This is a genomic window from Anaerosoma tenue (assembly GCF_023161965.1).
In the GTDB taxonomy this organism is placed as follows: Bacteria; Actinomycetota; Coriobacteriia; order Anaerosomatales; family Anaerosomataceae; genus Anaerosoma; species Anaerosoma tenue.
The window spans coordinates 194,424-207,759 of record NZ_JALNTY010000001.1 but is presented as its reverse complement, the minus strand read 5'-3'; the positions used below and the strand labels follow the sequence as shown (position 1 = coordinate 207,759).

The 13,336-nt window shown below is 64.2% G+C and carries 12 protein-coding genes; all 12 read right to left on the bottom strand.

From position 1 onward, the window contains the following. Nucleotides 1-12: 12 nt before the first annotated feature. The 12 genes from MSB02_RS01010 to MSB02_RS00955 all read right to left on the bottom strand — a co-directional run bounded on the left by MSB02_RS01010 (nt 13) and on the right by MSB02_RS00955 (nt 13,335). Nucleotides 13-765, bottom strand: a complete 753-nt coding sequence (locus MSB02_RS01010) for a nucleotidyl transferase AbiEii/AbiGii toxin family protein (RefSeq protein ID WP_267193353.1) — start codon at nt 763-765, stop codon at nt 13-15. A 56-nt stretch (nt 766-821) separates the two neighbouring features. Continuing rightward, the gene (locus MSB02_RS01005) at nt 822-1,463 is read right to left on the bottom strand and encodes a type IV toxin-antitoxin system AbiEi family antitoxin domain-containing protein (protein ID WP_267193352.1); all 642 of its coding nucleotides are present in this window, start codon (nt 1,461-1,463) and stop codon (nt 822-824) included. 182 nt (nt 1,464-1,645) lie between these two features. Next, nucleotides 1,646-2,734: a non-hydrolyzing UDP-N-acetylglucosamine 2-epimerase gene (gene wecB, locus MSB02_RS01000; protein ID WP_267193351.1), complete on the bottom strand. Its 1,089-nt coding sequence runs from the start codon at nt 2,732-2,734 to the stop codon at nt 1,646-1,648. A 218-nt stretch (nt 2,735-2,952) separates the two neighbouring features. Beyond that, nucleotides 2,953-5,148 carry a cell wall-binding repeat-containing protein gene (locus tag MSB02_RS00995; RefSeq protein WP_267193350.1) on the bottom strand — a complete coding sequence of 732 codons (2,196 nt, stop codon included), beginning with the start codon at nt 5,146-5,148 and terminating at the stop codon, nt 2,953-2,955. A 105-nt stretch (nt 5,149-5,253) separates the two neighbouring features. Beyond that, nucleotides 5,254-6,717: a sugar transferase gene (locus MSB02_RS00990; RefSeq protein ID WP_267193349.1), complete on the bottom strand. Its 1,464-nt coding sequence runs from the start codon at nt 6,715-6,717 to the stop codon at nt 5,254-5,256. Next, entirely contained in the window at nt 6,714-7,643 is a 930-nt protein-coding gene (gene fcl, locus MSB02_RS00985; protein WP_267193348.1) for a GDP-L-fucose synthase, read from the bottom strand. Before fcl ends, MSB02_RS00990 begins: the two co-directional genes overlap by 4 nt. Next, on the bottom strand, nt 7,636-8,682 hold the full coding sequence (gene gmd, locus MSB02_RS00980; protein ID WP_267193347.1) for a GDP-mannose 4,6-dehydratase: 1,047 nt from the start codon (nt 8,680-8,682) through the stop codon (nt 7,636-7,638). Before gmd ends, fcl begins: the two co-directional genes overlap by 8 nt. A gap of 42 nt (nt 8,683-8,724) precedes the next feature. After that, the gene (locus tag MSB02_RS00975; protein WP_267193346.1) at nt 8,725-9,498 is read right to left on the bottom strand and encodes a WecB/TagA/CpsF family glycosyltransferase; all 774 of its coding nucleotides are present in this window, start codon (nt 9,496-9,498) and stop codon (nt 8,725-8,727) included. After that, nucleotides 9,498-10,043, bottom strand: a complete 546-nt coding sequence (locus MSB02_RS10555; RefSeq protein WP_267194097.1) for an acyltransferase — start codon at nt 10,041-10,043, stop codon at nt 9,498-9,500. Before MSB02_RS10555 ends, MSB02_RS00975 begins: the two co-directional genes overlap by 1 nt. A 16-nt stretch (nt 10,044-10,059) precedes the next feature. Beyond that, on the bottom strand, nt 10,060-11,139 hold the full coding sequence (locus tag MSB02_RS00965; protein WP_267193345.1) for a glycosyltransferase: 1,080 nt from the start codon (nt 11,137-11,139) through the stop codon (nt 10,060-10,062). A 2-nt stretch (nt 11,140-11,141) separates the two neighbouring features. Next, nucleotides 11,142-12,068, bottom strand: a complete 927-nt coding sequence (locus MSB02_RS00960) for a glycosyltransferase family 2 protein (protein WP_267193344.1) — start codon at nt 12,066-12,068, stop codon at nt 11,142-11,144. Then, a complete protein-coding gene (locus MSB02_RS00955) occupies nt 12,061-13,335 on the bottom strand; it encodes an O-antigen ligase family protein (RefSeq protein WP_267193343.1) in 1,275 nt (424 codons plus the stop codon). The genes MSB02_RS00960 and MSB02_RS00955 overlap by 8 nt, the downstream gene beginning before the upstream one ends. Nucleotide 13,336: the final 1 nt, after the last annotated feature.

The following is a 13,336-nucleotide window of genomic DNA, read 5'->3' as shown; positions in this document are numbered from 1 at the left end:
GGCGGGGCGACATCAGACGCCCAGCGCCTCAAGAACCGAATCCGCGCTCACCATCTCAACCACACCGGGCTGTAGTGCGAAACGCTGGACATCCCGACGCACGGTCTCCCAGTCAGCATCTGCCGATAGCCGCTCCCATGCGAGCGAGCGCCAGTTCTCACCGGTGACCGAGGGTCCCGTCCACCCGCTTTGCGTGATCGCAGCGTTCAGGTAGCCCAGGTTCGGCCCGGGCCACTCCCTATTGCCCGCGTACCAGACGAGATCGAACACATCGCGACCCTTCACCCAGCCACGAGTCAACACCGCCGAGAGCTTGCCAGCCAACAGCGTTTCCTGATCGTGATGTGCCACACGAACAGGTTGGCCGAACCTCCTGGGAATGCGACTCGTCGTGATGCCAGCACCCCCGGGTGGATTCGTGTCCACCTCCAACTTGATGAGCATCGTCTCGTCGGCGAGCGGAGACATATCCATCTCACGCAGTAGACCACGGAACCTGATCATCGCCTTGTGCACTGGTGTTGTCGTCTTGACCGAGATCGAGATGTCGTAGCCCTCGCGATCGAGCTCATGCTTCACGCCGGTGAGCGCTGAGACGAGATCGAAGGACGTGTCTACGCGCAGCACCGCGAAGTCCAGGTCCTCCGAGAACCGCGGTGTTCTGTAGAGCAGCCGCAGCGCTGTCCCTCCGTGGAACGCGAGATCGGCACTGACACCGACGCTCTGAAGTCCCTCCAGAAGACGCACCTGCAAGTACTCGCGCATGACATGTCGTCCGGGCATGCCGGGCGCGGCTGCTAATTCAGCACGAAGGATGTCTTTCACAGGACCACCCAGCCATCCGCCTCGCGATCGAGATACTCACAAGCCAGCCGCACGGCACGTTCGACCTTCCTGCTTCCGAAACGCGCCACCATCTCCCCCATCAGGTCCCGATCGATCCGCGATCCGTTCTGAAGCCGCAGTTCCTCGATATAGGCGGGATGATCGCTGCCCGGAGTGAGATACAACAGGTCGATCAGCGCCTTCTCCGGCGATGCCACGAGCGCCTCCTGACCGTGCGAGACGCTCACCAACTCCGCACCCCAGAACCGGTCCTTCAACACATGGTGAAACATATACCGGCCGAGTGGTGTCTCGTACTCAGCCACCCGGCCGGACGTTACCGCCGTGACCCCCTGCACTACGTCCGGAATCATCTCGTGGAAGTGCAGGGCTGACTCAAGGCTCACATACGAGGGCATGACGAGCCGATTCGAAACCACGAACGGATCCGGCTCGGTCTTGCGATGCGGCCGGGCGAGTGCATATAGACCCTTTCGAACGCGAACGAGATGACCGGTGCGCACCCAACCGGACAGCTGACGCTGCAATGCAGGTACATCGTCCACCGCAGCCAACAACAGGCCCGTGCTGAACACCGGCTCGCTGCCAACGATATCCACAAGTTCTGAGAATCTCATGCTGTCAATGTAGCATATTTTGGTCATTCACGTCATAGAATTCCCTTTGCCCTGCACGCTCCGTCGGAACACCCACTTGAACACGCTACGGCAGGGCGTCCACCATTCTCAAAACGAAAGCCGAACCACCACTTCGTGGTCCGGCTTCCACACCCGTATCGGTTCTCGCCCGCGTTGCTCCCCTAGTAGCCGGAGAGCGGCAGCACCCCGCTCTCGAGCGCGCTCACCACGCGCGACGCCACCTCGTCGTCCCACCGTTCGGGGCGCTCCCAGCCGTCGCGGCGTACGAGAGCGTTGCCGAGCGCCTCCCTGATCGCCAGCGCATCCGCGGGTACCAGGCGGTTCGCGCCCACCTCCACGGTGATCTCGCGCTCGGTGTTGCGGCGCACGGTGACGCACGGGGTGCCCACCATGCACGCCTCCTCCTGCACGCCGCCGGAGTCGGTGACGATCGCCGCAGCGTCGCGCTGCAGCGTGAGCATGTCGAGATAGCCCACCGGGTCAACCAGCCGTACGGCCGACCCGCTCGTGTCGAGACCCGCCTCGGCAAGCAACGGACGCGTGCGCGGGTGTGCCGGGAGCAACACCGGCAGCGGGGATGACGAGAGCGCCGACGCGATCGCGGTGAGCCGCTCGGGGTGATCGGTGTTCTCGGGGCGGTGCACCGTGGCAAGCACGTAGCCGCCCGTCTCCAGCCCGCTACGCACAGGCACCTCGCGACCTTCGATTCGCGGCAGATTGCGCAGCACGCTCTCGGCCATGATGTTGCCCACGAAGTGGATGCGCGCAGGGTCCACGCCCTCCGCGATGAGGTTCTCCCCCGCCGAGGCCACCGGCGTGAGCAGCATCGAGGAGAGCTGGTCGGTCACCAGGCGGTTGACCTCCTCGGGCATCGACATGTCGCGCGACCGGAGGCCGGCTTCCAGGTGCACCACCGGGATGCCGAGCTTGGCGGCGGCGAGCGCGCCGGCCAGCGTGGAGTTCACGTCTCCCACCACCATCACAGCGTCGGGACGCTCGGCGCTGAAGAGCTCCTCGAGCTTCATCATCGCGGTGCCGGTCTGCACCGCGTGCGTGCCGCTTCCGACGCCCAGGAACCACGCGGGCTCAGGGATCTCCAGGTCGTCGAAGAAGACGTCCGACATCGCGGCGTCGTAGTGCTGGCCGGTGTGCGCAAGCCGGGCGTCGATCCCGGCCGAGGCGAAGGCAGGCATGAGCGGCCCCACCTTGATGAAGTTGGGCCTGGCTCCCACGATCACGATGATGCGCATTGCCGGGACGACCTTTCGCCGGATGTGTGGTACGCGGATGCCCGCGACCTGCGGATGCCCGCGACGCTCTTTTCTACCACGTCCGGCGCCTCGCGTGCAGGAGAAGTGGTCTCCGGTGTGCGCCGGGAGGCCCGCGACCCGCACACGGAGACGCCCGCCGCATCTGCGACGGGCGTCTCCCCCTTACCTATCCTGACTGCCTGCCAAGCAGCAGAATCCTACTCGAGCGCAGCATCCATCATGCCAACTACCGCGTCACTCACGACCGCAGTGCCGCCGTAGACCTTGGACGCAAGCACGTCGGCCTTGGAGACCTTGAGGTAGTTGCCGGTCTCGCCCGAAAGGGCCGCCGGGTTGGTGAGCAGCAGCACGCCGCCGTTGGCCCCGGCAGCGGCGCCGCCGCCGAGGGCATCCGGGAAGTCGAGGCCGGTGGCCACGCCCACGTACGTGTTCTCGGCCCACCACATGCGCACCGCGTAATCGGCGAGCGCGGCGGCGGTCTCGTAGCGGTTCCGGCCGTCCTCACGGTGCACGGTGCGCACAGCGGGAAGCGCGCCCACCGCCGAGGCGACACGCGACGACACGGCTGCGGTGCCGCCCACGATCACGGCCTCGTCGAGCCCGGCCTGGCCTATCACGGCCGAGGTGGCCGCCGGGAGCGAGTCGACCGCGGTGAGGAGCACCGGGAAGCCGTTGGCATACGCGATGGGTGCGGCCGAGAGCGCGTCGGCGAACTCATCGCCGCGCACCAGGAAGAACGGCTGCTCGGCGTGGGGGCCGTTCAGGCGCACTACTTCGCGCGCCACCGCGGCAGCGGTCTCGTAGCGGTCGTTGCCCTTCACGCGGGTGACGCTGAGGCCTTCGCTCTTGAGCGCGGTCTCAACACCGGCGTTCACCGCAACGGTGCCGCCGACGATCACCACGTTCTCCGCGCCTAGCCGCTCGATCTCAGAGAGCGTGCCGGCGTGCAGCGACGCGGTGGGCGTAAGCAGGAGCGGCGACCCGTACGCGCCCGCAAGGCCGCTGCCGGAGAGCGCGTCGGGGAACGCCTGACCGGTGGCGAGCACCACGGTCTCGCAGCTGCCGGCCGCGAAGGTCGACCGCGACACGCGCACAGCGGTGTCGTACCGGTTGGGTCCCCAGATGCGCTGTGTGGCGTCGAGAACAGGTGTGTCGCCAACCTCCCAGCTGAGCATGCCAGTGCCCGCGCCGGAGAACGCGCGCACCTCGATGTAGTAGGTGCCGCTGGTGGTGACGTCGTAGACGAGCGACTCCGTAAGGCCGAAGCCGTTGGAGAACGCCACGGGCTGGTCGGTGAAGACGTTCGTGGCGCCGGGGCCGTAGACGTAGAGATCGAAGTCCGCACCGGCGCCGGTGAGCAGGCTGAGGTCGAGCTGGTCGCCAGCCGTAAGCGGCAGCGAGAACACACGGTTGGCCGCTGTGGCCACATCCAGCACCACGTTGGTGGGGTCTATCGTCAGCGGCGTGGCGTCACCCACGTTCTCCCACGTGCCCGCAGGGATCGTGGTGACGCTCCACTCCAGGTCGTATGCCCCACTGCCCGAGGCGGCCCGCACGTCGAGGTAGTAGGTGCCGTCAGCGCCGGAGCCAGCCGGAACGTCGAAGGTGAGGGTGCGCGGATCGCCGCTCACATTCGCAGCGCGCGGCAGCGCCGTCAGAACGCTCGTGGCTTCCGGCCCGAAGAGGTAGAGCTCGGGGTCCACGCCGGCGTCCCACGAGGTGATCGTGGCCGTGAGTCGCTCGTTCTCCGCAAGCGCGATGCTGTAGACGTCGTCCGGGTCCGCTATCCGGTCGAGCGTATCCGACTCGGGCGATGTGCCCGCCGTCCCCGGGATCTCACTGTCCCCGTCGGCGTTCCACGCGCCCACCGCGAGCGACAGCGTGTAGTCGCCCATGTTCGCCGCGGCAACAGCGGCCACGTAGTAGGTGCCGGTGGTCTCGATGCGATAGGTGAAGCTCTTGGGGAACGCGTCGCCGATCGTACCGGCCAGCGCAGCAGTGGCGAGGATGTCGGTGGTGCCCGGCGCGTACAGGAGCGCGTCGGCGTTGAAGCCGAGCCCGGAACCATCCAGAGTGACGCCCACCAGCTGCCCGGCTGTGAGGCCCACCGCGTACACGTCCACCGCGTCGGAGTCGAAGCCGAGCGTACCGGCGATCACCCCGGGAGTCAGCGGATCGGCCTCAGCCGGCGTGCCGCCCACATCGGGCGTCTCGGCGATGCTGATGCCGGAGACCGCACCCTCCGCGGTGGCGAGCGAACGGAGCACCTTGCTGGTTGCGGGATGCGCCCCCACCGCGCCAGTTGCCGCTCCTGCTGCCCCTGGCACGACCATCGCCGCCACCAGCGCGGCAACGATCCCTACGCCGATCCAGCGGGACTTCGAACGACCCACGGCCACACACCCCTCCCGACAGGACAACCAGGCCTACCTATGTAATCTAGGATTCTAGAGAATGTACCACACCGCACTGACGTGTCGAGGGGTGGCCGCCCCTCCTCAGTACGCCCCGCGAGCGAAGATCACTGCCGGGACCGTGCGCATGAGCAGCGACAGGTCGAAGCCCACGCTCCAGTTCTCGATGTAGTAGAGGTCGAGGCGGATCATCTCATCGAACGTGAGCGACGAGCGGCCGGAGACCTGCCACAGCCCCGTCATCCCCGGCGGGACCTCCATGCGGCGCCAGTGATGGTCTGTGTACTGCTCGGTCTCGTGCGGCAGCGGAGGCCGGGGGCCTACCAGCGACATCTCTCCGCGGATCACGTTGAGCAGCTGCGGGAACTCGTCGATCGAGAACTTCCGCATCCACTTCCCCACCTTCGTGACCCTGGGATCGTTCTTCATCTTGAAGAGCGGACCGGTGGCCTCGTTCTGCGCCCGCAGCTCCTTCAGCCGCTCGTCAGCATCTCTGTACATCGACCGGAACTTGAACATGCCGAACTCCGCGCCGTCTTTGCCCACGCGTGTCTGTCGATAGAAGACCGGACCCCGCGAGTCGATCTTGATCGCGGCGATCAGCAGCAGCCACACAGGCAGGCCGAGGACCACGCCGAGGGTGGCCAGCGTGAGATCGAACACGCGCTTGGTGCGGAGATTCGCCGCCGAGAACGACACCGGCGCCACCGTCATGAGCGGAACGCCGGCGATGTCGCGCACGAGCACACGCGAGGTGAGCACCTCGAAGAGACCCGACGACACATGGGTTGAAACGTCGATGTCGCGGAGCTCGCTGATGATGCGCGAGATCACCTCGTGCTCGAATGCGGAGCCGGCAATGATCACCGTGTCGATCTCATGTTCCCGTACCACCCGGGCGATCTCCCGCGCGTACCCAAGCTTGGGGACGATCTCCGAGCAGTAATCGAGCGCAAGACTGTCCGCACGGGCCGCAGCCAGGCATCCCACCGGCGTAAGCCCCTGCTCGGGACTGTCGAGCAGACGGTGCACGATGCGCTCGCCTTCAGCGTTGTCGCCCACAACGAGCGTACGGCGATGCATGCGGCCTGCGAGCCGCTGGCGACGCAGCCATGTGCGCACGGCGAGTCGTCCTCCGCTCACGGTCACCACCGCGATGGCGAACGCGAGCAGCGTCCAGGCACGCGACAGACCTGGAGTCTTGAGCACGTACGTGAGCAGGATGAACCCCACCACGCCGATGCCGAGCGCACGCAGCACGCGGGAGAACTCCCCGGCCCCCCAGGTGAGCCGCTCCAGGTCGTAGAGGCCCTCCCGGTACAGCATGCCCAACCACAGCGCCCAGACCACGAACGCAACCTGCCAGTAGGACACGTCGGCGCTGATGTTCTCGATGCCCACGCCCGCATACAACGTCGAGAAGCGGATCCACGTGGCCCCCAGCGTTGCGATGAGCAGCGTCACGGCGTCAACGATGAGCAGCACCCACACCAGCACGCGCTTCCGCGTGGTGCGATCCAGGAACTGAGGCGCCACCCCTGCGCTCACCCCACGTTCTCCACGAACCATCGGTACGCGTCCTCGATACCGCTCCGCAGGTCGAACTTCGGGCGCCAGCCCATGTCGAACAGTCGCGAGACATCCAGGAGTTTGCGTGGCGTTCCGTCGGGCTTCGACGTGTCGAACACGATCTCCCCCTCGAATCCCACTACCTCAGCCACCAGACGCGCGAGGTCGCCGATCGAGATGTCCTCGCCCACTCCGACGTTGATGATCTCTTCTTCGTCGTAATTCTCCATGAGGAAGACGGCTGCATCCGCGAGGTCGTCCACGTGCAGGAACTCGCGCAGCGGGGCACCCGTACCCCACACGACAACCTCACCTTCGCCACGCACCTTTGCCTCGTGGAACTTGCGGATCAAGGCCGGCAACACATGCGAGCTCTGGAGATCGTAGTTGTCACCAGGCCCGTAGAGGTTGGTGGGCATCAGGCTGATGCCGTTGAAGCCGTGCTGTCGCCGATAACTGTTGGTCATCACGATGCCCGCGATCTTGGCGATCGCATACGCCTCGTTGGTGGGCTCAAGCGGCCCGGTAAGCAGGTACTCCTCCTTGATGGGCTGCGGTGCGAGCTTGGGGTAGATGCAGCTGCTGCCGAGGAACTCCAACTTCTTGACGCCACTGCGGTATGCCGAGTGGATCACGTTGGTCTGGATCTGCAGATTCTCACGGATGAAGTCGGCCGGGTAGGTGCTGTTGGCCAGGATCCCGCCCACCTTGGCCGCGGCGAGGAAGACGTACTCCGGTCGCTCAGCCTGGAAGAATGCCTCCACGGCCGCCTGGTCCGTGAGATCCACTTCCGAGTGCGTTCGCGTGATGAGGTTCGTGTACCCGGCAGCCTCGAGCCGCCGCACGATCGCCGATCCCACGAGCCCCCGGTGGCCGGCAATGTAGATCCCGGACGTCTTATCCATGCGTCACGCTCCGAAGGTTCACCTTGTGGCCCGCGTCGCTCAGCGTCTTCTCCTGTGCAGCCAGCTCCAGATCGTACGCCACCATGCGTTTCACCAGCTCTGCGAACCCGACCTTTGGCTGCCAACCGAGCTGCTCGCGTGTTGCTGTGGCCTCACCAAGCAGGTAGTCCACCTCCGTTGGCCGGAAGTACCGCGGATCGATCTCCACGTAGTCCTGCCAGTTGAGCCCCACCTCTGCGAAGGCCGCTTCGGCGAACTCCCGCACCGAGTACGCCTCTCCTGTGGCGATGAGGTAGTCGCCCGGCACGTCCTGCTGGAGCATCAGCCACATCGCCTCAACGTAATCGGGCGCATAGCCCCAGTCGCGCTTGGCCTCGAGGTTGCCCAGGAACAGCTTGTCCTGGAGCCCGTGCTTGATCCGGCCCACCGCCCGCGTGATCTTGCGGGTGACGAAGGTCTCGCCCCTGCGCTCCGACTCGTGGTTGAAGAGGATGCCGTTGGCGATGAACATCCCGTATGCCTCACGGTAGTTCACCCCGTACCAGTACCCGGCCACCTTTGCCACGGCGTAGGGACTGCGCGGGTAGAACGGTGTGTCGAGCCGCTGCGGGGGCGGCGCCGCGCCGAACATCTCCGACGACCCCGCCTGGTAGATGCGCACCGCACAACCGGTGGTATCGCAGTAGTCGCGCACCGCGTCGAAGAGCCGCAGCGTGCCGGTGCCCACCACGTCCGCCGTGTACTCCGGCTGATCGAAGCTGACCTTCACGTGCGATTGCGCGCCCAGGTTGTAGACCTCATGCGGACGGACGCTCTCCACGATCCGGCGCAGCCCGGTGCCATCCGTGAGGTCGCCATAGTGCAGGAAGAGCCGGACACCCTCCTCATGCGGATCCTGGTAGAGATGGTCGATACGGTCCGTATTGAAGGTGGATGCCCGACGAATGATGCCGTGGACCTCGTAGCCCTTCTCAAGCAGCAGCTCAGCCAGATACGAGCCGTCCTGACCAGTGATGCCGGTTATCAGTGCGCGCTTCATTCAGGTCTCCTCGCGGTCCTCAACGGTATGCCGACCATGGTATCAGGTACGCCTGTCAGGTAACGGCGCCGGGCGACGCCCATATCTGATGACATCCCAGATGAAGAGCGTGTTGCCAACAAGGTAGCGCCTCCACATCCGGCCGGGCTCGGACAACAACCGGTGCACCCACTCGATACCCGCCTTGCGCATCCACTCCGGTGCACGCGCTTTCCTACCGGTGCCAAAGTCGAAAGCCGCCCCCACGCAGACGATCGGCATCTTGAGCTCATCGAGATGCTCGTACGCCCAGATCTCCTGCTTAGGCGCCGAAACACCCATGAACAGGATGCGGGCACCCGACGCGCGGACGGCATCAACGAGCCGGCGGCTCTCATCAGGGGACCACTCGCCGAACGGCGGTGTGGCGGTGCCGGCGACGATGAGACCGTCATGGCGCGATTGCAGAGACTGCCCGAGTGCGGGAGCGACATCCTCAGCGCCGCCGAGCAGAAAGATCGGGGTGCCCTGATCAGCCGCCTTCGCACAAACCGCTTCCATGAGGTCGGGGCCCGGGCAGCGACCGATGTCACCATAGCCGAGGAGGCGAGCGGCGTACGTCACCGAGGCGCCGTCCGGAAGGTTCACACAGCGTTCGGTGTCAGCGAGAAGCCTCGCGTACTCGGGAGACTCCCGGCGGAGCTTGGATGAGTGTGCGTTGACGAGGACGTAGACGGACGCAGTCCCATCGCGTACGTCACGTTCCAGCAACTCAACGACCACCTGTTGGTTTGCCTGCATAACCTGCGTGCCGGAAACGTACAGGGGGATGGCCATTAAGCGCTCGACTCCCTAGCCCTGCGCTGCGCGGATAGGGCCGCCTCGTGGGCACCGATCTCCTCGGCGGAAAACCGTCGTCCGATCTCCCGCGCTGGATTGCCCGCGTAGACCGAGTACGCGGGTACGTCACGCGTGACCACCGAGCCAGCCGCAATCACTGCACCTCGACCGATACAGACCCCTCCAAGCACGGTCGCACCATGACCTATCCATACATCCTCGCTCACAATGACCGAATCAACTGGGTGCGTCTCACTAGCGACATCACCGATCCACGGTGCGTACCTAGCGGGGCGGCCAGCACGCCATACATCGTGGTCACGTCGTCCGATGAGAGCCACATCATCCGAGATGAGCACGGCCCACCCTATCTCGCCGTCAACGCGCACCGTACACCGTCTGCCGATGTACACATCATCAGCCACTTCAAGACTGTGTGGTGCCCACAGTACGCTGCCATGCCCTATGTGTACTCGCCGACCAATACGCACGTTTGAACGCACCGCCCAGAGTCGAATGAACGGTCGTGCCAGACGGCGCATGGACCTGAAGACAGACTCACGCATTCTGTGCACTCCTAAGACCACTGATGAAATCGTCAACCATCCGCTCAAGGGAACAGAATGGCGCACTCGCTTGGCAGCCTTCGACCAGCGTGTCCCGATGACTATCGTTCGTCAGTACCTCGGTCACAGCGTCCGCGAACTCATGTGTCGTAACTCCGTATCGGCAGACGACCGCGTTCACACCAGGCACAACGTATTCGTACTCCGGGCCATGCCCGCCACCATCAACCAAGACCATGGGCAAACCGCACTGAATGGCGTCAACGATTGTAAGACCCGCCCCATAAGGGTTCAGCATGACAGCAGAGGATCTCATGATTGCGCCCAATGCCTTACCATGAGTCGCAGGCATGTGGGTCGCCCAGTGGCGTGCCGCGCAGAACCGGTCAACAAGTAATGCCTCACTGCCGCTGCCAACAAACAGCATCCGTGCATCGACGACGTGACTCCTCACCAAGTCAGCTACATCGAACACATACTGAAGGTGTTTGTGCGACTCAAGACTCCCCACAAACACCATCTGTGCGTCGCCGCTCTCGCCAACGGAGCCTCCACATTCGACCTGCTTTGAATTGTGAATGACCGAGATTCGCCCGCTGTGCACGCCCGCCGCCTCAAGATACCTCCTGGTGCCCTCTGAATACGCGAACCAGAAGTCCGGCCAGTCCAGTGTGTGACGCTTGAGACACTCGGTCACCTCACGTGCACCACTTCCGAGATCTCGACCGTGCCCCCAGGCGATGACCCTAGGGCCACCCATGCGCGACAGTGCCATCGCCGCATAGTTGAACAGCAGGCGTGCCGCCTGTTCAACAACCACGAAATCATACCCCCGAGTGGCTCTCAGGACCGGCTGATAGAGCGCTCCGGCCGACCCGAGTCGAATCTCGCAGTTGCTGACACGATGTGCCCAGGGCAGTTCCACGGCATCGCCTCGAGGCGCATCCCGCGCCTCCGGCTCCCCAGCAAACAGGTCCACGGTGATTCCCGCAGACGCGGCGCTCTCACGAAGCAGATTGAAGAATGCAGCGCGATACTCTGGAACGTACTTGTAGATGATCGCAACCTTCATCGTCAGTCACCACCAGACTTGCCCAGTCGCTGGTGTCTGAGCTGGTCACGCAACCCGCCGAGGAGCACGCGTGCCGTGTCCATCACCAGGAAGATGGGCGCCAGGTGCCGTGGTGCCGACAAGATAGCGAACCGCCACCGATACAGCAGGCATGCGGGCGAACGCCTCGATGCGAACATCTTCACGAACTCGCGCCACGAGAGCCGACCATGCTTCGTGGTCACGCCAGTCGCCTCGACCTCGCTGTAGACGGGAGCCTCGTACGACATCACAAGGCCATATCCCGCCCGTCGGGCCCTCGCGGAGAACTCGTAATCGGCGCCGTAGTGCGGCAGACGCTTCGCGTCGAAGCTCCCGATCTCCCGAATGCATCGCACGGGGATGAGCGTCCCGCGTCCGGGTAGTAGATCCGGCTCCGTATGCGCGATGCCATCACCACGCACAGTCTGAAGTGACTCCCCAGAGTGGTGCGAGCCGCCCTTGGCGGTGACCCAGTTGATATGGGGACCGCCGTCCACGATGGTGTCGCAATCACGATTGTCCACCGCCACCGAGCCGATCAGGGCACGGCGATGGCGTGCCGCAGCAACGCCTAGTAGCACCTCGATGTAGTCCGGATCGACCGTCGTATCGTTGTTGAGCGTCAGAACGAAGTCGTCTTGAGAGCACTGTTCGAGCACCCAGCCGACCCCGAGCGCAGTCGCCCCCGTCCACCATAGCTCGCCATCTCCTGACAGCACGGCCACCTCTGGGAACTCCTGAGCGAGATGCTCGGCGGTGCCGTCGGTTGAACCGTCATCGATCACGACGACCGAATAAGCCGAGTACGTCTGCCCGACAAGGGACCCTAGACACGTCTTGGTCAGGTCCCAGCGATTGCGAACGGGGATTATCACCCACACTGCAGGATGGCCGCCGAAGTCACTCACTGGTGGTCACCGCATTGCCGTGCAACCGCTCCGCAAGTCCGAGACCCAGCCATGCGAGGGGCCAGAAGTCCAACGCATAGACAGAACCGTACGCCAGCGTTGCCGCGATCGCCACGAGCCCCATCACGACTAGAACCCACTGGGGTCTGTTGCCGCTATCCCTCAGAACGACACCCTTTGTCAGCAGCCGAATGCACACTCCGAACCAAGCCAGCAACGAAGCCAGTCCGACGAGTCCCACCTTGACGAGGGTCTGAACATACACGCTGTGTGGTGAGGTGATTACCCTTGCCCCAAGCTCCGGAACGTACACATCCCAGTACCCGCCGAATCCCTGCCCGAACAACGGGTCCTGCAGAAACGGCTGCAAGTAGGCCCTCCACACAGAGAGTCTCCAGTACGACGTCGGATCCTCCGTGGGATTGAAGAACGCCCGAGACCGGGTAGCGACGTAGTCAGCAACAATCCCCCCCGTCGGACCGAATCCGATGATGAGGAGCAGTCCGACGACAACAACCCCCATGACCCACAGCCAGAGCCGCCTGATCTCGACCGCGCGAGTGACAAGCAGAACCAACACACATGCAGCCGCAACGAGCCAGACTGATCGGTGAGCATCCTTGAGTATGATGAACCCCGCAAGACCTATCGCCGCATATGACGCGACTCCATGCAGCACCTCATCCTGCTTCATGCCCCGCAACGCCATCCAGACAACAGCCAGCAAGAGCCCTAGGGATATCGAGGACGGGTACAGGCGGGATGCCTCATCAAAGCCCACTCCCTTCTCCGCGACAACCAGCGGCAGGGCAAGAATGACACCTACGACTGGAGCCCAGGCAAGCAACTTTGCAGCCCAAGCGCGGAGTATCGACTGATTGAACCCAAGGGCAAGGTACACTGGCAGGCCAAGAATCAGATACCTGAACCTGAACTCACCGAGAGCACTCAGGCCGTACGATCCCCAGTTGCGCGCCACGGCTACCCCCAGCACAACCGCCAGAGCCACGGAGAACGTCATCAGGAGACGCACTTCTCTCGAAGCGTTTCTACCGTTCATGAGTATCGCTGCGGTCGCACCCCACATACCAATCACCACGAGGTCCGAGAGCCGCACGCCTCCACCTACCACATCCCACCCCACGGGCAGAAGGTGGAGCATCTGCACAAGAGATGGAATCAGAACCGACACAAGCAGCACGACGACGCTGAGGCGCCGGAAGCGATATGCAATCCATGAGACAATTGAAGCCGCTGCGATCGCCACG

Excerpts from the sequence above, each read along its gene's own strand:
- MSB02_RS01010 (WP_267193353.1), bottom strand. The coding sequence starts at position 765 with ATGCGCGAGTACTTGCAGGTGCGTCTTCTGGAGGGACTTCAGAGCGTC.
- MSB02_RS01005 (WP_267193352.1), bottom strand. The coding sequence starts at position 1,463 with ATGAGATTCTCAGAACTTGTGGATATCGTTGGCAGCGAGCCGGTGTTC.
- wecB (WP_267193351.1), bottom strand. The coding sequence starts at position 2,734 with ATGCGCATCATCGTGATCGTGGGAGCCAGGCCCAACTTCATCAAGGTG.
- fcl (WP_267193348.1), bottom strand. The coding sequence starts at position 7,643 with ATGGATAAGACGTCCGGGATCTACATTGCCGGCCACCGGGGGCTCGTG.
- gmd (WP_267193347.1), bottom strand. The coding sequence starts at position 8,682 with ATGAAGCGCGCACTGATAACCGGCATCACTGGTCAGGACGGCTCGTAT.
- MSB02_RS00975 (WP_267193346.1), bottom strand. The coding sequence starts at position 9,498 with ATGGCCATCCCCCTGTACGTTTCCGGCACGCAGGTTATGCAGGCAAAC.
- MSB02_RS10555 (WP_267194097.1), bottom strand. The coding sequence starts at position 10,043 with ATGCGCCGTCTGGCACGACCGTTCATTCGACTCTGGGCGGTGCGTTCA.
- MSB02_RS00965 (WP_267193345.1), bottom strand. The coding sequence starts at position 11,139 with ATGAAGGTTGCGATCATCTACAAGTACGTTCCAGAGTATCGCGCTGCA.